Raw genomic sequence first — 17644 nt, 5'->3', positions numbered from 1 at the left:
CCAATCTAACGGGACTTTCTGAACAAAGACTGTGAAGTACGCACAACGCCTTCACCAGCGGCTCGGGGAATCACCCGGATAGTTGGCCGGGTTCAGGTTGACCGACATGGTGCCGGCCGCCACATCGTAGAGCCACCCCCCCCAGCTCGTCGTCGCGTCCCCGGTGAGATAGATGGTCGCAACGCCGCTCACGGGCTCGGAAACGCTCGCCACTCCTGGGATGAAGCCATTGGCGTAGATCTGCGCTCGCGTGGGCCACTGCCCGGTGCGATAGCGGAAGGAGGCGATCTGCGTGCGCAGGGTCGCGAGCGTCACTTTGCTCTGCTGGACCCTCGCTTCCGCGTTGTGCTGCTTGAGGGCCCACATGCTGCCCGCGAGCACCACCATCGCGATCGCGATCGCCAGGGTGAGTTCCATGAGGGTGAAACCCCTCTGCCCTGCCCTCATCACATCCCTCCGGCGCCGCCGGCGCCACCCTTCATGAGACCGACCAGCGGCAGATAGAGGCTGCCCACCACGAACAGGACCACGCCCGCGACCACCACGGTCAGCAAGGGCTCGATCGCACTGGTGAGGGCCTTGATCGCCGCGTCAACCTCTTGATCCACGTACTTGGCGCCTCGCTCCAGCAGCTCGTCGATGGAGCCCGATTCCTCGCCCGCGATGAGCAGGTAATTGACCATGGGCGGGAAGAGCTCGGTCCCCTCGAAGAGCGACGAGAGGCGCATACCCTGGGAGACGCCCACCCGGATGCCCTCCAGCTTGAGCGAGGTGTAGGCGTTGGTGATGGACTGCTGCGTCAGCTCGATGGCGCTGAGAATGGTGATCCCGCAGTTCAGGAACAGCGCCAGGTTGTGCAAGATGCGCGAGATGGTGATCTTGTAGACCAGCTTGCCGAAGATGGGGAAGCGATACTCCCACAGATCGTAGAACTGTCGGCCGAACTTGGTGGCCAGGAACCCCTTCCAGAGCATGAAGATACCGAGCGGGATGATGGGCAAGAGGTACCACTGGTGCGTGACGAACCAGCTGAAGCCGAGCAGCATCTTGGTCGTCAGCGGCACGTCGACCTTGAAGGAGTCGAAGAGCTGGATGAAGGTCGGCACCACGAAGATCGTCAAACCCAGCACGATCGCGAAGATCAGGCCGATCATGATCAGCGGGTAGGTCATGGCCGAGCGGATCTTGCCCTGGATCTCGAGCTGCTTCTCCATGTAGGTGACCATGCGGTTCAGGGTGTGTTCGAGGTTGCCGCTCGCCTCCCCGACGGTGATCAGCTCGATGAAGATGCGGGGCAGCTCGTTCTCGAAATTGCGGTAGGCATCGGCGAGGGAGACGCCCTCCATCACCTGCTGACGAACGACTTCGTGGATGATCCGCAGGCGCTGGTTCGTGATGAGGCCCGACAGGATGTCCATGGACTGCGAGAAGGAGAGGCCCGCCTCGTTCATGGTCGCCAGCTGGGACGCGTAGAACAGCATGTCCTTCAGCCCGATGCGACGGTTAAGCATCAACGAGACGCGTCGCGTGAAAGTCGTCGGGCGGTTGGCCTCGCGGGCCTGGGCGCGGATCTCGGCGACCGTGGAAACCTTGCCGGCCATCATCAGGTCGTGCCAGAGGCGCTTGACCTCGACCTTGGAAGGGATCAAGCCGCGCTCGCGCAGCTGCTGGCGGGCCTCGCGATCGCTCGAGGCGATGATCTCGCCGTGCACGTTCTCGCCGCCGTCGGTCGGGATCGCCACGTAAAAGTAGGATCGCTTCTTGTCACGTTCGTGGACGCCCACCGGCGCCCCGAAGAGATTGTCCTCGCCTTCGGTCCGGGGCTTGGCCCGCTTGATCTCGATGGGGATCATGCCCTGTTCGCGCAGGATCGCACGCACCATCCGCTCGTCGGTGGCCGTGATGGTGGCGCGTCGGACCGACTCTCCAGACTGGGCAAGGTATTCGAAGTACTTCTGCTCGGCCATGCCGCTCCTCGGGTGTCGGGCTTGACAAGGCCCAGGCGGTCACTTCGTACCCACGCTAAGCAGTTTTCTACCAGGGTAAGGCGCGAGTTTTGACATGGGGATGGCTTGGTATACTGCTAAAAGCGAGCAAGATGGCCAGAGGAGCACCAAAAGTTGAAACCCACGACGCGTGATGTTGCGAAGGCAGGCATGGCCTCGCAGAGGGGCTTCACCCTGCTGGAGCTCGGCCTGGCGATTGGCATTGGCATCATCGTCACGGCCGCCATGGTCGCCGGCTACAACCAGGTCCGCAACAACGCCGGGGACGCCGCGATGAAGCTGCGGATCGGCAACCTGCAGGCCACCGTCGAGACCCTCTACTCGGCGCAAGGGACCCTGCCCTCGCTCTCGTCAGTCCGCCAGAAGTGGATGCTCGCGCACCCGGATGACTGGGGCAAGTCGCCCTGGGGGGGCAACATCGACGCGCCCGAGGGCAGCGCGGCCATCATGGGCGGAGCCTTCGCCTCGGGGAGCCACAACGTCAAGCGCTTCGAAGAAAGCGGCCTGACCACGGGCGGCCTCTACTACTATTACGTCGGGGACGGCACCGCCACCGCCAGCGCGGTGGCCCGGGGCGCCCTGTGGGACAACTCGCTTCAGCAAGAAGTCACCATCACCGGCTACGGCGTCGCCGGCCTGAAGACCCGGACGCGACACTTCATGGTCACCAGCGGGAGATAGCGAGCACATGAAGCGCACGAACAACGGGGGCTTCACCCTGATCGAAGCGATCCTCGTCATCGCGATCGGCGGCACGCTGCTCGCCTCCGGCACGATCCTCTACCAGCAGTACCGCCGCTCCGCCGCGGACTCCGCGGCCATCGACAAGGTGGTCGCCCTCCAGGCGCAGGTCGAGCACCTCTACGTCGTCAACCGCGAAACCTACCCGAGCGTGACGCAGCTCGCCGGCGTCTGGCAGCAGCGCCGGCCCACCGACTACAACATGAGCCCCTGGGGCGGCTTCGCCCAGATCGGCACCGAGGTCGCAAGCGGCCTGGGTGGCGGGGATTGCCCCGATCACTACGCCGCCTCGGCGAGCCCCGGGACCAGAGGGGCGCTTTACTACTGGACCGCAGGGCCAACCGCTTCCAACTCCCAGGCGGCCGTCGCCACCTGGGACGAGTCGGGCGGGGATTCCAGGCTCCTCGGCTTCCGCTATTACCTGGTGGGCATCGTCCCGAACAGCTACCCCAACCCGAACTCGCCACCTTACCTCTTCGTCCGGGGCGGCCCCCCGACCGATGTCGAGGAAATCGACTCGCTGAGCGGTCGCGTCGGCTACCCGGCTCCGGGCTCGGCCGATGATTCCACCGATCTCGAGTGAGGCCAAGCCCGGTTAATCGCTGAGCCCAGAAGGGTACAAGCTTCGTGCGCAACTCACAGCCAGCGCGTCCGCCTGGTCGTATGATCCAGGGACGCGTCGCTGTAGGGAGGATTGCCTCGTGAAACACAAACGGTTGCTGCTGCCCCTGGTGCTGGCCAGCCTGCTATCAAGCAGCCCCGGCATTGCAGCGGACAACGTCTACCTCCAAGGGCGCGTCTCGGTGCCCGGGGGGCAGAGCAAGATGACCTTCCGCCTGCGCAACACCACCATGCGCGAGGCGCTCCAGCTCATCGCCGAGACGAGCAATCTCAACCTCATCCTCGATGATTCGGTGCAGGGCAGCGTATCGCTGGACTTCTTCCAGACGCCCCTCAACCAGATCCTCGACTCGATGCTGACGGCCAATGGCTATCGCCTCCAGCCCTACGGCAAGAGCTTCGTCGTCTACCGCTCGGGTCAGTACGGCCAGCCGGTCATGCGTTTCGTGCCCTTGCGCTACGTGAACGCCCAGGCCATCCTTCCGACCCTCAACGACCTCCTGGATCTGAACCCCGCTGCCGCCCAGGCCTCGGCCCCGCCCAAGGCCGCCTCGGCGGACGCCAGCGAGTCGGTGACCACCTCGGCGGACGTGGTGCCGGCCTCGAGCGCCGCCGCCATTCGCGACCTGTTCAGGCTTTCAATCAAGACCGAGCCGCGCTCCAACCGCATCGTCCTGACGGGCCCCGAGGACAAGGTAAACCAGGCCGAAAGCCTGGTGCGTCGCCTCGACGTGCTGACGCCGAGCAAGATCTTCCCGCTCAACCACGTCACGCCCAAAGAGGCCGTGGACGTGCTGCGCGCGACCTTCTTCGAGACGGGCTCGGGCAAGGCCATCGCGACCCTCCAGAACAGCGTGCCCGACTTCGGGGCGGCCGCCCCGGGCGTGCGCCCGACCCAGCGCAAGGACAGCATCAACGTCTCCCAGGACTCGCCGCGCTTCATCCCCATGCCGACGCAGAACGCGTTGCTGGTGATGGGCTCGAACAGCGAGCTGATGCTGGTCGACTCGGTGCTCAAGTCCATCGACAAGCGCCGGCCGCAGGTGCTCATCAAGGCCCAGATCGTCGAGATGAGTGTGGACGACTCGCGGGACCTGGGGCTCAGCTACAAGGCGGGCGCCCGGCAGATCGACTTTGACTCGGGCCGCAGCGATGGCACCTTTACCTACGACACCGTCGCAAATGGTGCTCTCAACTTCCAGGTCAGGCTCAACGCGCTCGTGACCGCCAGGAAGGCGAAAGTCCTCGCGAGCCCGCAGTTGCTCGCCATGGACAACCGCACCTCCCTCATCAAGATCACCGACCAGATCGTTGGCAAGATGGAAACGAGCACCACCCAGAACGCCAACACCACAGTCTTGACGAAAACCATCACGCTCGACGAAGCAGGCGTAACGCTGGAACTGACCCCCCGGATCGACTCCAACAACGGGGTGTCCATGAGTATCCACCCGGTCATCTCGGTACCCGGCGAGCAGATCCGCAACACCCAAAACGGGGACCTCATCGCGACCCTGAAGAGCACCCGCGAATATCAGGCGCAAGAGGTCTATGTCCAGGACGGTCAAACGATCGTGATCGGCGGCCTCATCCAGGATCGCAAGTCAGAAGAGGTCAGAAAGCTCCCCCTCCTGGGCGATCTTCCTTTCCTCGGAGGCCTGTTCCAAACGCGCAACAACACCAGCAAGCAGACCGAAGTCAAGATCTTGCTGACCCCGGAGGTAATCAAGGATGAAAAGCCGCGCGCATAAGCCGCTCCTCCTGAGCATGGCGGCTTTTGGTCTACTGACGACGACCACCGCCTGCAATCCGGCCAACTACTTCAACACGCTGGCCGACACGAGCCGGGTGGCGGCCGTAGTCACGACCCCCGGCCAGATCAACTGGGCCTACCGGCGCCAGCGCGACGGCGGCATGATCTATGAAGGCAGCGGCAAGGTGACGGTGACCCCGCCGGTCATCTCGCTCACGCTCGACGCCAACTCGTCGCCCATCCGCTACTCCAGCGCGCGAGCCCAGTTCTTCGACCCCGCGACTCTGCAGGTCTCCCCCACCTCGGGCCGGGTGACGCTCCCGGCCACCCCGTTCAGTACCCCCACGGTCGTCCCGATCCCCCTCGTCCTGATGCAGAAGGATCGCGCGACCGCCCCGAGCCCCGTTTCGGTGACGCTCGATGGCCTCATCACGCAGGACCTGATCAACCGCACCGACCAAAGCGCCACCGGCTCGGCCATTCCCATGGTGACCGCCGAGGTGACGCTGGTCGGAATCAACGACTTCGGCGCCATGGCCAACACCAGGCTCTACGTTCCGATCAACGTCAACAGCACGTACACGGACGTCGACTAGGAAACCAAATGGCCATGGACTCCCGGGTGATCGCGATCGCACGTCTGACCTTCAAGGCGGCCCTCAACGAGAAGTTGCTTCACTTGGCGCTCCTCTTCGGCCTCGGCCTCATGGCCCTCTCGGTGGCCTTGGGGGACCTGGGGCCCGGGGCCGGCGCCAAGATCGTCCTCGACTTCGGCCTGGGCACCATGCAAATCGTCTCGACCCTGATTGCGATCGCCCTGGCCTCGCACGACATGCCGCGCGAGCTCGAACGTCGCACCCTCTACGTGGTGCTGAGCAAGCCGATCGGCCGCACGGCCTTGATCGTGGGCAAGTACCTGGGCCTCATCGCGGCCCTCGGCCTCTTGATCGTGGCCATGGCCGGCGTGTTCTACGGCATGCTCGCCGTCGTGGGCCTGCCGATCGTGCCGCACTACCTGGTGGCGATCGCCACCGGCGCCCTTGAAACCTTCGTGGTCGCGGGCATCGCCACGCTCTTCTCCCTGCTCACCTCGCCCACCCTCGCGGCCCTCTACACCCTGGCCCTGATGCTGCTCGGGCACCAGACGGAGATGATCCGGACCTACGGCCAGAATGCGGGCGGCTTCGCGGCGACCTTCTCGGAGTTCCTGTACCGGGCGATCCCGAACCTCGAGGCCCTGAACCTCAAGAACGAGGTGGTCTACGGCCTGCTCCCCCCAGTGCGCGAGCTCGGCCTCTCCGTCGCCTACGCCCTGTGCCTGATGATCGGCCTGACCGGCCTGTCGGTCCTGATCTTCAAGCGCAAGGAGTTCTAGCCATGGGGCTGAAGCTCTCGCCTCCCAGCATGGGCGGGGTGCGCAAGGCCATCCTCTGGCTCCTGACGGCCGGAGCGCTCGCAGGGTCCGCAAGCATCCTGGGCACCTTGCGCCATCCGGCCGATCCAGTACGCCACGGCTACCTCTCGGTGCCGCCGGCCCCCGTCGCACGGATGGTGATGGGCTTCGAGAACCTCGCCGCCGACGCCCTCTACATGCGCTTTGCCAGCTACTGGGGCTATCAGCTCACCCATGGGCGCCACTTCCAGAACCTGGCCCCCATCCTCAACCTCATCGTCGACCTGGATCCCGGCTTCAAGCCCGCTTACGACCTGGGCGCGCTCGCGCTCGCCGACAGCGGACAGGTAGACGCGGCGATCGCGCTGCTCGACAAGGGCGCGAAGCATCACCCGAACGATTACTGGTATCCCTACCAGGCGGGCTTCACCCTGTTCTTCTTCGGAGACGACTACCTGCGGGCGGCTCATTACTACGAGCGCGCTGCTGCCCTGCCCGGCGCACCGCCCGAGGCCCGCTACTTCATCGCGCGGATGTACGAGAAGGCCACCCGCAAGGATCTGGCGCTCGACGTCTGGCGACGCATTTTCGAAACCAGCCCGGATCCGAGCGTCCGACAAGTTGCGAAGAATTCGCTCGAACGCCTGGGGGTTAACGTGAAGATTTGAGATTCGCGTCTCCACGCTGTTAGAAGTAGACGGGCAGGGGTATAGACTGCAAGTAATCGTGTGTTCTAGGGGAGGACTTCTCAAGTGAAGATGTCTCGGCGCAACAATCAATCCGGCTTCACCCTGATCGAGGTGTCGCTCGCAATCGTTATCGGTGTCATCGTGCTGGCCGGCGCCATCACGCTGTACAACCAGTCCAAGGTTTCCGCGGGCAACTCGAAGGCTCAAGAGAAGGTTCTCGCCCTCGCGACCATCGTCGAGGAGATCGCGGCTAACCGTGGCGGTTCGTATCCCCCCGTCGCCGACCTGGCCAAGATGTGGGAGAGCCGTCGCGGTGAAGACGCCTCGAGCAGCCCCTGGGGCGGCGCCATCAAGGCCTCGGTCACCGGCACCTACGGCAACGACGGCACGACGGCCTTCAATTGGACCACCGGCTCCACCGATCGCTGGGCGACCACCGACACCGCGAGCGCGGGCGTGATGGTCTTCCAGAGCGGCCCGGGCGGCACCACGGTCTACGACTCGAACATCGCGGCGACCAAGAGCTTCGCGAACTTCTTCGTCGGTATCATTCCCCCGGGCGGCGACGGCGCAGCCTTCGTCCAGGGCGGCAAGTAAGACTTAGCTCATCCAACACAACGGTCCCCGGCCAGCTGGCCGGGGACCGTTGTGTTATAGGGGCGAGCGCGAGGCTAATGCTCCAAGCGATAGGCGCGAATCAGGAACTCGCGCCCCATACCGCCCTCCTCCTTGAGAATGAGGCGCACCATGCCCGCCGCAGGGTCGATGGCACGGGTGAGACGCACGGTCCCCTCAGCCGTCTGGCCCCCTTCGACCTGGGTCAGCACCAAGGGCAGCGAGGCCCAATCCACATCGCGGCTGTAGTCGCCGCTCAGATCGTCGGTGATGAGCAGACGGCCGAGCGCCGCCTCCGGCTTGAAGAAGCTGACGGGCGCGTCGGTCGTGTTCGTCACCTTCAAGGTCAGCAGGCTCTGGCCTTCGATCCCGATGAGGCGCTCGACGCGGACCTTCACCCCGGCGATGTTGACCGCGCTGCTCGTCCAGCTCACCTCGCGCACGGGCGCAGGGGTCGCGGGGGCCACGGTCGGTTGCGGCGTCGGTTCGGGGGCCGGGACCTCGCTCGGCATCGACGTGGGGGGCTGCTCGAACCCCGGGCGCGCGGCGAGCGCATCGCTCGGCGATGGCTGCGGCGCCTGCGGCTGCGGCAAGCCCCCGATGAGACCCGGGCCACCGAAGTACAGCCCGAGGCCCAGGCCAGCGACCGTGACCAGCCCCAAACCGCCCAGCATGATGGCTTTGAGCGGGGCGTTCCCTCGGGGCAAGAAACTGCCCGCGTTCATCTCCTCGTCCGCAGCGGCGAGCTCGGTGAGGAACTCGGCCATGCTGGGCGTCCGCGCCTCGAGCGCGACGGCCAGGGCCTTCATGAGCGGCGCATCCAGGGCCGGCGGCACCGCGAGGTTCAGGTGGCTCGGCGGGGCGAGCATTCCCTCGCTCTCTCCGCCCGCAAAGCGCCCCAAGAGCACCTCCGGGCCGTAGGGATAGCGCCCCGTGAGCAACTCGTACAGCACCACCGCGAGCGAGAAGACGTCGGATCGCGGATCCGCCGCCAAGCCCTGCAAGACTTCCGGCGCCATGTAGCGCGGAGTCCCGGCGGGCGCCACCTCCAACGGTTGCTCGGCGCCTGCGAGCGACGCGAGGCCGAAGTCGAGCACGGTCACTCGGCTCCCATCGCGCATCAGGTTCTCGGGCTTCAGGTCGCGGTGGACGACCCCCTGGTCGTGGGCATAGGCGAGCGCCTCGCCCACCTGCCGCACCAGATCCAGGGCCTCCTCGCAGCTCAGCACCGGACGACGACCGTCCAGGTGCTCGCGGACGTCGTGCCCCTCGAGCCACTCCATGACGACGTACGGATCCTCGTCCTCGACGAACTGGTCGAGGACCGTCACGATGCGCGGATGCACGAGGGTACGGGCGATCTGGGCCTCACGCAGCAGGCGCTGGACCATAACCCCACGCGCCTCGGCGGAGAGGGCCGGATCGATCAGGATCTTCTTGAGGGCCACCTCGTGGCCGCGCACCGCATCCACCGCCCGGTAGAGCAAGCTGTTACGCGTCCGCTTGACCAGGCGGCGCTCGCCGTAACGCGCGGACTTGGCGTCGGGCTGCCGCCCTTCTCGAAGGGCGAGCAAGCGCTCGCGGAAGGCCGCCATGGTCGAGAACCGCTGAGCGGGATCGAAGCGCAGCGCCTGTTGAATGACTTCGTCCAGGCCCTGAGGGGTAGCGGGCCGTGAGGCCGAGGGCGGGTTCCAGTACTTCTCGTCGAGATGGACCGGCGGACTGCCGACCAGGGCCTCGTACAACACGGCCCCGAGGGCGTACACGTCGGCGCGCACGTCCACCCGGTGATGCCCCTCGGCACCGAGCTTGAACTCGGGGGCGGCGTAGGGGCTCTCCTGGGCCATCTGGCGCAGGTCGAAGGTGGATCGCGTGCCAAGATCGGCCTTCTTGGCCATCTTGAAATTGGTGAGCTTCACCGCGCGGCCGGCCAGCAAGATGTTCTCCGGCCGAACGTTGCGATGCACGATCCCACGACCGTGAGCGTAGGAGAGGGCGTCCGCGCAGGCGATCGCCATATCCAGCGCGCTCTCGACGGTCAACACCCCCTGCGAAAGGGCCTCGCGCAGGTTCTGGGCCCCTTCGACCCACTCGCCCACGACGTAGTAGCAATCATCTTGCGGGATGAGCTGCTCGATCCGAGCGATCGCCGGATGGAACAGCTCCATGGTCAGCTTGGCCTCGCGCAGCAGCTCGGTTCGCACGCGGTCCAGGTCCTCGGGCCGCTGAAAGGGGTCGTAGGGCATCTCCCGGATGGTGACCAAGCGGTGCTTGAGGGTGTCGAAGGCGAGGTAGGTGGTGTGATCGCCCTGCCGCCCGAGCAGAGAGGTCAGGCGGTACTGGTTGACCATCCGGGGCGGCACCGGCGGGCGCAGCAGGTCGGCAGCCTGAGTGGTCCAGGGCGTGGCGCTCCCCCCCAGGGCGTCTTCGAGCCAGCGAACGAGCTTCGAGAGGGGCAGGATCGGTTGCTCGGCGTCCCCTTCGAGCTCGGTGCGATCCGGCACGACCACGGCGGTCAGAAGAGCGGCGGGCGCCGCCCCGTTGGCGCTCAGGTGCTCGAGCAAGGCGTCAGCCTTGTCGCTCAAGTTCGCAAGGGGGTTGGGGCGCGGCTCGGATCCGCCTGCCGCGTAGTGCAGGATCCAGGGAGTCGGCGGCTCGGAAACGGTCAAGCGTCCATGCCAATGGCGATACTCGATCAGCGCGGCCCCGCCGGGCCCCAGCACGACCACGTCCAGGTCGTCGGGGTTGCGCGGCCCGAGCATGCCGCTCAAGAGCAGGTGCGGCAGGACGACGTAGGCGTCCCCCAACGCCAAGAGGGCCGAGACGATGGCCGCCTCGCCCCTTTCGGTGAGTTCGCGATGGGTGCGTAGATCAGCCATGAAGCTTCATGTCCTTGCGGGCTTTCTCCTGCTGCGCGCGCAGGCTCTGGATGCGATCGCGCAGGGCGGCAGCGGTCTCGAAGTCCAGGATCTGCGCGGCCGCCTTCATCTGGACCTCCAGGTCCTTGATGACCGCCCCGAGATCCTCGGAGTTCGGGGGCGCGGCCATGGGCACCGTGGCCCCCTTCCCGTCCACCGCGCTGAGGCTCTCGAGGATGAGGTTGCGCGTGCTCTTGACGATCGCCTTGGGGACGATGCCGTGCCGCTCGTTATGAGCGACTTGCAGGGTCCGACGGCGCTCCGTCTCGTCCAAGGCCTTAATCATGGAGTCGGTCAGCTTGTCCGCGTACATCAGGACCTGGCCGTTGGGGTGGCGGGCGGCGCGGCCGATCATCTGGATCAGCGAACGGTGCGCGCGCAGGAAGCCTTCCTTGTCGGCGTCGAGGATCGCGACCAGCGAGACCTCGGGCAGGTCGAGCCCTTCTCGCAAGAGGTTGACGCCCACCAGCACGTCGAACACCCCCATGCGCAGGTCACGCAGGATCTCGATGCGCTCCAGGCTCTTGATGTCCGAGTGCAGGTAGCGCACCCGGATGCCGACCTCCTGGAGGTACTCGGTCAGGTCCTCGGCCATTTTCTTGGTGAGAGTCGTGACCAGGACGCGCTCCTCGCGCGAAATGCGCGCACGGACCTCGCCCAGCAGATCGTCGATCTGGCCCTCGATGGGACGGACCATGACCTCGGGATCCAGCAAGCCGGTCGGACGGATGATCTGCTCGACCACCTGCTCCGAGACCTTCAACTCGTAATCGCCGGGCGTCGCCGAGACGAAGATCTTCTGACCGACCCGCTGCCAGAACTCCTCGATCCTCAGCGGCCGGTTGTCCTTCGCGCTCGGCAGGCGGAAGCCGTGCTCAACCAACGTTTCCTTGCGGACGCGATCGCCCTGGTACATCCCCTGGATCTGGGGAATGCTCACGTGGCTCTCGTCGATGACCACCAGGAAGTCGTCGGGGAAGTAATCGAGTAGGGTGGGGGGCGGCTCGCCCGGCGCGCGGCCGGTGAAGTGGCGCGAGTAGTTCTCGACGCCATTGCAGTAGCCGATCTCCCGGATCATCTCCAGGTCGTAGTTGGTCCGCTGCTCAAGGCGCTGGGCTTCGAGCAGCTTGTTCTGGCCCCTCAGCTCGGGCAAGCGGTGCTCGAGCTCGCGCTCGATGTCCGCGATGATTGTCTGCATGCGATCGTCGGAGGTGACGAAATGCTTGGCCGGATAGATCGCAAGCTCGTCACGGGTGCTGACGATCTCGCCCGTCACCGGGTCGATCTCGGTGATGCGATCGATCTCGTCGCCGAAGAACTCGATCCGGAAGACGTTCTCCTCCCATGCGGGGACGATCTCGAGGGTGTCCCCCCGGACCCGGAAGCGCCCGCGCATCAGCTCCACGTCATTACGCTCGTACTGGACGCCGACCAGGTGCAGCAGCAGGTCATCGCGGCCCATCTCGTCGCCGCGCTTGAGGAAGACCGTCCCCTTGAGGTACTCCTCAGGAGCACCCAGGCCGTAGATGCACGAGACGGAGGCCACGACGATGGTGTCACGCCGCTCGAGCAGCGAGCGCGTGGCCGAGTGGCGCAGCTTGTCGATCTCGTCGTTGACGCTCGAGGTCTTCTCGATGTAGGTGTCGCTCGAGGGGATGTAGGCCTCGGGCTGGTAGTAGTCGTAGTACGAGATGAAGAACTCGACGCGGTTGTTCGGGAAGAACTCGCGCAGCTCGTTGCAGAGCTGCGCCGCCAGGGTCTTGTTGTGCGCGATGACCAGCGTCGGGCGCTGCGCGGCCTGGATCACCTGGGCGATGGTGTAGGTCTTGCCGGTGCCGGTCGCCCCCAGGAGGGTCTGGGCGTCAATCCCTCGATCGAGACCCTCTTTGAGCTGGGCGATCGCCTTGGGCTGGTCACCGGCAGGCTGGTAAGCGGATTTGATCTCGAAGGGATGTGCCACCTGGTACCTCTACGCGTCCTCGCGGGGCTTCTGGCTCGACGCGTCGGCGTCCTGGGCCTTGGGAGCTTCGGGTGATCGGTTCATCTCGCGCTTGAAGGCGTCTTGCGCCTCCTCGGCGCCGGCCTTGAACTCGGAGAGGCTCTTGCCGAGCGAGCGGGCCAGCTCGGGGAGCTTCTTGGGGCCGAAGATGACGAGCGCCCCGATGGCGACGATGGCAACGGTGGTAGGACTGAGCATGGAAGACCTCGCTGAAAGTGGAGGGGGCGAGCGCCGCGCACCGAGCGCGCTGCCTCGCAGCTCCATTATATCCCGCCCCATGGGGCGCGTCCACGGACTCAGGAGTGCGGCAGGTGTACGGTGAAAGTCGCGCCCTCGCCCGGTGTGCTGGCCACCGAGATGGTGCCCTGGTGAGCCTCGACCAGCGCCTTGGTGATGGGCAGGCCGAGCCCGGTCCCCTTGTAGCTTCGCGTCAGGGAGCTCTCCGCCTGGAAGAACTTCTCGAAGAGGTGGGGCAAGTGCTCTGCGAGGATCCCGATCCCTGTATCCGCCACGACGAAGGTCGTCTCGGTATCGCTCTGGCTCAGGGACAACGTGACCGAGCCGCCCGGCGGCGTGAACTTCAGGGCGTTGCTCAAGAGATTGTTCAGGATCTGGACCAGCCGGTTGGGATCCGCCAAGACCTCCAGGGGCGAGGGCGGTGCGCTCACCGTCAACGAGAGCTCCCGGGCGCTGGCGATGGGGTCGAAGGCTTCGCCCACCTGGCGCAGGATGGCGCTCGCATCGCACGGCTGGCGACGCACTGCGAACTCGCCTGCCTCGATCCGCGCGTAGTCCAACAAGTCGTCGACCAGCAGCTCCAACTGCTGGGCACCGCGCTGAAGCTGCGCGAGAAAGGCATGCTGCTCGGGCGATAGGGGCCCGAGCAACTCGTCTTCGAGGAACTCGGCGTAGGCCTTGATCGAGGTAAGCGGCGTACGCAGCTCGTGGGTCACCGCGTTGAGGAAATCGCCCTTGAGGCGCTCGAGGCGCATGCGCTCGGTCAGATCGTGCACGATGGCGATCCCGAAGCGCACCCGCCCGTGCTCGTCGAAGGCGGGAGTCGCCTTCACCATGGCGACACGGCGCTCTCCTGTTTCGCGAAAATCGTAGTTCATCACATGCTCGGGCACCACCTCGCCCGCCAAGGCCCGCAAGCTGGGAAGGCGCTCGAAGGGGATCGGACGTCCATCGATCTCCGAGTACGTGACGTGGTGGGCCAGATGCGCTCGCCATTCGGCGAGATTCGCCTTGCCGTGCGGAAAGTTGTAGAAGCGAAGCGCCGCCTCGTTGGCGTAGATGAGATCCCCCGAAGCATCGATCGCGAAGATGCCGTCCGCTACCCCTTCCAGGATGATCGCGAACTGCTCGTTGGCGCGTCGCAGGGCCTCCTCGATGCGCTTCTGCTCGGTGATGTCGCGGACGAGCACCACGCAGCGCAGCCCTTCCGCCAGCAGCGGCTTGACCGCCACCGACAGATGGATGACATGCCCCTCGCGATGGCGCATGCGCGTTTCGAAGCGGCTGATCGACCCTGGCGCCGCGAGTCGCTGCTTCCAGCGCAGTTCGAGCAAGGGCTTCTCGTCGACCGGGGCGAGCTCCAGGCAGCTGGAAAGTGAGAGCAGGTGCTCGGAAGCGTAACCGCTCATCCGGCAAAAAGCGTCGTTGGCACTGAGAATGCGCACCCCCTCGACGAGGAGGGCCGCCTCTCCGAGATCGTCGAGCACCTGGATGAAGGACGTGGATTGAATAGGTTGCGGATGCATCACGGCCTGTCCTCGCGCCAAGTCGCCCAAACCTCCGAGCGATGGATACTCAGCGTAGCACACCAACCCTACAACATGCTGAAAAGAGGGGAGGGGGGCAGCTTTCGCCGCCCCCCTCGGATGTTCGTCGGCCTGAGCCGCGCTTACATCATGCCGCCCATGCCGCCCATATCGGGCATCGCAGGCATGGCGGACTTCTTCTCGGGCTTGTCGACCACGAGCGCCTCGGTGGTGAGGAGCATCGAGGCGATCGACGCGGCGTTCTCGACGGCCGAGCGGGTGACCTTGGCGGGATCGACGATACCGGCCTTGATCATGTCGACGTACTCGCCGGTCATGGCGTTGTAGCCGAAGCCGTCCTTGTGGGTCTTGACCTGGTCGGCGACCACGGCGCCCTCGATGCCGGCGTTGTCGGCGATCTGGCGCAGGGGGGCCTCGAGGGCACGCATCACGATCTCGACGCCGGTGCGCTCATCGCCCGACACCTTGGTCATGAGCTCCTGGAGGGGCTTGGTGAGGTGGACGAGGGTGGTGCCGCCGCCGGCGACGATGCCCTCTTCGACCGCAGCCTTGGTCGCGGCGAGCGCGTCCTCGATGCGGAGCTTGCGATCCTTGAGCTCGGTCTCGGTCGCAGCGCCGACCTGGATCACCGCAACACCACCCGCGAGCTTCGCGAGGCGCTCCTGCAGCTTCTCCTTGTCGAACTCGCTCTCGGTCTCCTCGATCTGCTTGCGGATCTGGGCGACGCGAGCCTCGACCTTCTGAGCGGTGGTCTCGTCCTTGAAGGAAACGATGGTGGTCTTGTCGCGGCCGACGCGGACCTGGCGGGCCTTGCCGAGCATCTCGACGGTGACGTTCTCGAGCTTGAGGCCCACGTCCTCGCTGATGACGGTGCCGCCGGTGAGGATGGCGATGTCCTCGAGCATGGCCTTGCGGCGATCGCCGAAGCCGGGAGCCTTGACGGCGACCGCGCTCAGGATGCCACGGAGCTTGTTCACGACGAGCGTCGAGAGGGCCTCACCCTCCACGTCCTCGGCGATGATGACGAGGGGACGGCCAGCGCGGGCGACCTTCTCGAGCATGGGGATCAGGTCGGCGACGACGGTGACCTTCTTGTCGGTGATCAGGATGAAGGGCTCGTCCATGACGGCCTCCATGCGATCCGCGTCGGTGACGAGGTAAGCCGACAGGTAGCCCTTGTCGAACTGCATGCCTTCGACGGTCTCGAGGGTGGTGCCGGTGGTCTTCGACTCTTCGACGGTGATGACGCCGTCCTTGCCGACCTTCTCCATGGCCTCGGCGATCAGATTGCCGATCTCCTCGTCCTGGGCCGAGATGGTCGCGACCTGGGTGATCGCCGACTTGTTCTCGACGGGCTTGGCGAGCTTCTTGATCTCGCCGACCGCGACTTCGACGGCCTTGTTGATGCCGTTGCGGACCATGATGCCGTTGGCGCCGGCGGCCACGTTCTTGAGGCCCTCGCGGATCATCGCCTGGGCGAGGACGGTCGAGGTGGTGGTGCCGTCACCGGCCAGGTCGTTGGTCTTGGTGGCGACTTCCTTGACGAGCTGGGCGCCGGTGTTCTCGACGGGATCCTCGAGCTCGATCTCCTTGGCGATGGTCACGCCGTCGTTGATGATCTGGGGCGCGCCGAACTTCTTCTCGAGCACGACGTTGCGGCCCTTGGGGCCAAGGGTCACCTTGACGGCGTCGGCGACGGCGTTGACGCCGCGCTCAAGGGCGCGACGGGCCTGCTCGTCGAACAGAATCTGCTTAGCCATATCGGTTGAATCTCCTCTAGGTTGAAAGGATGAATCGGTGCTTGACTTGCGGTTTCCGACTGGAACGGACTACTCGACGATGCCGAGGATGTCCTTCTCGCTGATCAGGAGATAGGTCTCGCCCTCGAGCTTGACCTCGGTGCCGGCGTACTTCGCGAACAGCACCTTGTTGCCCTTGGCGACTTCCATCTTGGCGCGCTCACCGTTGTCGAGCAAACGCCCGGAGCCCACGGCGATGACTTCGCCGATCTGGGGCTTTTCCTGGGCGGTGTCGGGCAGGACGATGCCGCCGGCCGTCTTCTCTTCCTTGACGACCTTCACGACGATGCGATCGCCGAGAGGACGGATCTGCTGCGCGGTAGCAGTAGCCATGATTTTGAACCTCCTCGTAAGGTGAACGAATGAGTTTGAAGGGCTTAGCACTCACATCGAACGAGTGCTAACAGCCCCCAGTGTATACGATCGGCTTCGAAGGTGACAAGAGGGAGGACAAGCTCGATTTAGAAGAAGGTTAACAATTGTCCGCTCCTTGACAAGCGATCGCTTCTTTTCTAGATTAGAAGTTCTCGAACCTATGTTTCATCTTTGCGGAGGGGCCATGTCCGAAACCAAGCTGCCAAAGCGCCAGCAAGAGGTCCTCGACTTTTTGCGCCGCTCAATCACCGAGCGGGGCTACGTCCCCTCGATCCGCGAGATCGTCGAGGCCCTCGGGGTGCACTCGACCTCGACCATCCACTACCACCTGACGGGCCTCGCCGAGCGCGGCCTGATCCGCTGGGACAAGGGCAAGAACCGCGCCATCCAGGTCCTGGACATGGGCCCGGCGGCCCCCGTGGCCACGCTCGTTCGCGAGGACGCCACCGAGACCGCGCGCCTGCCCATCGCGGGTCGCATCGCCGCGGGCTCGCCCATCGAGGCCATCGAGGACGCCACCGAGACCCTCGACCTCAAGGGCCTGTGGGCGACCAACGGCAACTTCGTTCTCGAGGTCACGGGCGAGAGCATGATCGAAGACCACATCATGCCGGGCGACATGGTGATCGTGAAGCCCCAGGCCACGGCCCGGGACGGCGAGATCGTCGTGGCCCTGCTCGAGACCGGCGAGGCCACCCTCAAGCGCATCTACAAGGAGCGCGGCGGCTACCGCCTCCAGCCGGCCAACGCGACCATGGCCCCCATCTTCGTCGATCGCGTCCAGGTCCAGGGCCGTGTGATCGGCGTTGTTCGCCAAGAGGTCCACTGACGCGCGACGAGCCGTTGACGCCCCCGGTGCGCGGCGTATCCTGAGAGCGTTTAACGAATTCGTTGGACGCTGTTAGCGAGGGTGGTGAGACCGGCACGAGTGTCAGAGTGGAACACGACGCG

The 17644-nt window shown here is 65.3% G+C and carries 16 protein-coding genes; 8 read left to right on the top strand and 8 right to left on the bottom strand.

Annotated elements, in window-relative coordinates:
• Positions 1 to 51 precede the first annotated feature (51 nt).
• Together J7643_07310 and J7643_07305 are read right to left on the bottom strand one after the other, a co-directional pair.
• Entirely contained in the window at positions 52 to 417 is a 366-nt protein-coding gene (locus tag J7643_07310) for a hypothetical protein (protein MBO9540384.1), read from the bottom strand.
• A 29-nt stretch (positions 418 to 446) separates the two neighbouring features.
• A complete protein-coding gene (locus J7643_07305) occupies positions 447 to 1967 on the bottom strand; it encodes a type II secretion system F family protein (protein ID MBO9540383.1) in 1521 nt (506 codons plus the stop codon).
• A 189-nt stretch (positions 1968 to 2156) separates the two neighbouring features.
• Between J7643_07305 and J7643_07300 the strand changes: the two genes are divergently transcribed.
• The 7 genes from J7643_07300 to J7643_07270 all read left to right on the top strand — a co-directional run bounded on the left by J7643_07300 (position 2157) and on the right by J7643_07270 (position 7800).
• Positions 2157 to 2687, top strand: a complete 531-nt coding sequence (locus tag J7643_07300; GenBank protein MBO9540382.1) for a type II secretion system protein — start codon at positions 2157 to 2159, stop codon at positions 2685 to 2687.
• Between the two features lie 7 nt (positions 2688 to 2694).
• On the top strand, positions 2695 to 3330 hold the full coding sequence (locus J7643_07295; protein MBO9540381.1) for a type II secretion system protein: 636 nt from the start codon (positions 2695 to 2697) through the stop codon (positions 3328 to 3330).
• Positions 3331 to 3448: 118 nt separating this feature from the next.
• Entirely contained in the window at positions 3449 to 5119 is a 1671-nt protein-coding gene (locus tag J7643_07290) for a hypothetical protein (GenBank protein ID MBO9540380.1), read from the top strand.
• Positions 5100 to 5717 carry a hypothetical protein gene (locus J7643_07285; GenBank protein ID MBO9540379.1) on the top strand — a complete coding sequence of 206 codons (618 nt, stop codon included), beginning with the start codon at positions 5100 to 5102 and terminating at the stop codon, positions 5715 to 5717. Before J7643_07290 ends, J7643_07285 begins: the two co-directional genes overlap by 20 nt.
• Positions 5718 to 5725: 8 nt before the next feature.
• A complete protein-coding gene (locus J7643_07280) occupies positions 5726 to 6496 on the top strand; it encodes an ABC transporter permease subunit (protein ID MBO9540378.1) in 771 nt (256 codons plus the stop codon).
• 2 nt (positions 6497 to 6498) lie between these two features.
• Positions 6499 to 7182 (top strand): tetratricopeptide repeat protein, encoded by a 684-nt coding sequence (locus tag J7643_07275; GenBank protein ID MBO9540377.1) that lies wholly within the window; start codon positions 6499 to 6501, stop codon positions 7180 to 7182.
• An 84-nt stretch (positions 7183 to 7266) separates the two neighbouring features.
• Positions 7267 to 7800 carry a type II secretion system protein gene (locus tag J7643_07270; protein MBO9540376.1) on the top strand — a complete coding sequence of 178 codons (534 nt, stop codon included), beginning with the start codon at positions 7267 to 7269 and terminating at the stop codon, positions 7798 to 7800.
• A gap of 74 nt (positions 7801 to 7874) precedes the next feature.
• Here J7643_07270 and J7643_07265 read toward each other — a convergent pair whose 3' ends face one another.
• The 6 genes from J7643_07265 to groES form a co-directional block, all read right to left on the bottom strand.
• The gene (locus J7643_07265; GenBank protein MBO9540375.1) at positions 7875 to 10697 is read right to left on the bottom strand and encodes a protein kinase; all 2823 of its coding nucleotides are present in this window, start codon (positions 10695 to 10697) and stop codon (positions 7875 to 7877) included.
• On the bottom strand, positions 10690 to 12696 hold the full coding sequence (uvrB, locus tag J7643_07260) for an excinuclease ABC subunit UvrB (GenBank protein ID MBO9540374.1): 2007 nt from the start codon (positions 12694 to 12696) through the stop codon (positions 10690 to 10692). Before uvrB ends, J7643_07265 begins: the two co-directional genes overlap by 8 nt.
• Before the next feature lie 9 nt (positions 12697 to 12705).
• The gene (gene tatA, locus J7643_07255; GenBank protein ID MBO9540373.1) at positions 12706 to 12933 is read right to left on the bottom strand and encodes a twin-arginine translocase TatA/TatE family subunit; all 228 of its coding nucleotides are present in this window, start codon (positions 12931 to 12933) and stop codon (positions 12706 to 12708) included.
• 98 nt (positions 12934 to 13031) lie between these two features.
• Complete coding sequence (locus tag J7643_07250; GenBank protein MBO9540372.1) at positions 13032 to 14498, bottom strand: PAS domain S-box protein; 1467 nt, start codon at positions 14496 to 14498, stop codon at positions 13032 to 13034.
• Positions 14499 to 14641: 143 nt separating this feature from the next.
• A complete protein-coding gene (gene groL, locus J7643_07245) occupies positions 14642 to 16279 on the bottom strand; it encodes a chaperonin GroEL (protein ID MBO9540371.1) in 1638 nt (545 codons plus the stop codon).
• Between the two features lie 69 nt (positions 16280 to 16348).
• Positions 16349 to 16651 carry a co-chaperone GroES gene (gene groES / locus J7643_07240; protein ID MBO9540370.1) on the bottom strand — a complete coding sequence of 101 codons (303 nt, stop codon included), beginning with the start codon at positions 16649 to 16651 and terminating at the stop codon, positions 16349 to 16351.
• Positions 16652 to 16877: 226 nt separating this feature from the next.
• Here groES and lexA point away from each other — a divergent pair, with 226 nt between their 5' ends.
• Positions 16878 to 17522, top strand: coding sequence for a transcriptional repressor LexA (lexA, locus tag J7643_07235; GenBank protein ID MBO9540369.1), 645 nt, complete (start codon positions 16878 to 16880; stop codon positions 17520 to 17522).
• Positions 17523 to 17644 lie beyond the last annotated feature (122 nt).

Source organism: bacterium (genome assembly GCA_017744355.1).
Lineage (GTDB): Bacteria > Cyanobacteriota > Sericytochromatia > S15B-MN24 > UBA4093 > JAGIBK01.
The sequence above is the reverse complement of the archived record's forward strand: the minus strand, read 5'-3'. Positions and strand labels throughout refer to the sequence as shown.

Coding starts and splice junctions, on each gene's coding strand:
- J7643_07310 (MBO9540384.1), bottom strand. CDS start 417: ATGGAACTCACCCTGGCGATCGCGATCGCGATGGTGGTGCTCGCGGGC.
- J7643_07305 (MBO9540383.1), bottom strand. CDS start 1,967: ATGGCCGAGCAGAAGTACTTCGAATACCTTGCCCAGTCTGGAGAGTCG.
- J7643_07300 (MBO9540382.1), top strand. CDS start 2,157: ATGGCCTCGCAGAGGGGCTTCACCCTGCTGGAGCTCGGCCTGGCGATT.
- J7643_07295 (MBO9540381.1), top strand. CDS start 2,695: ATGAAGCGCACGAACAACGGGGGCTTCACCCTGATCGAAGCGATCCTC.
- J7643_07285 (MBO9540379.1), top strand. CDS start 5,100: ATGAAAAGCCGCGCGCATAAGCCGCTCCTCCTGAGCATGGCGGCTTTT.
- J7643_07280 (MBO9540378.1), top strand. CDS start 5,726: ATGGCCATGGACTCCCGGGTGATCGCGATCGCACGTCTGACCTTCAAG.
- J7643_07275 (MBO9540377.1), top strand. CDS start 6,499: ATGGGGCTGAAGCTCTCGCCTCCCAGCATGGGCGGGGTGCGCAAGGCC.
- J7643_07265 (MBO9540375.1), bottom strand. CDS start 10,697: ATGGCTGATCTACGCACCCATCGCGAACTCACCGAAAGGGGCGAGGCG.
- tatA (MBO9540373.1), bottom strand. CDS start 12,933: ATGCTCAGTCCTACCACCGTTGCCATCGTCGCCATCGGGGCGCTCGTC.
- J7643_07250 (MBO9540372.1), bottom strand. CDS start 14,498: ATGCATCCGCAACCTATTCAATCCACGTCCTTCATCCAGGTGCTCGAC.
- groL (MBO9540371.1), bottom strand. CDS start 16,279: ATGGCTAAGCAGATTCTGTTCGACGAGCAGGCCCGTCGCGCCCTTGAG.
- groES (MBO9540370.1), bottom strand. CDS start 16,651: ATGGCTACTGCTACCGCGCAGCAGATCCGTCCTCTCGGCGATCGCATC.
- lexA (MBO9540369.1), top strand. CDS start 16,878: ATGTCCGAAACCAAGCTGCCAAAGCGCCAGCAAGAGGTCCTCGACTTT.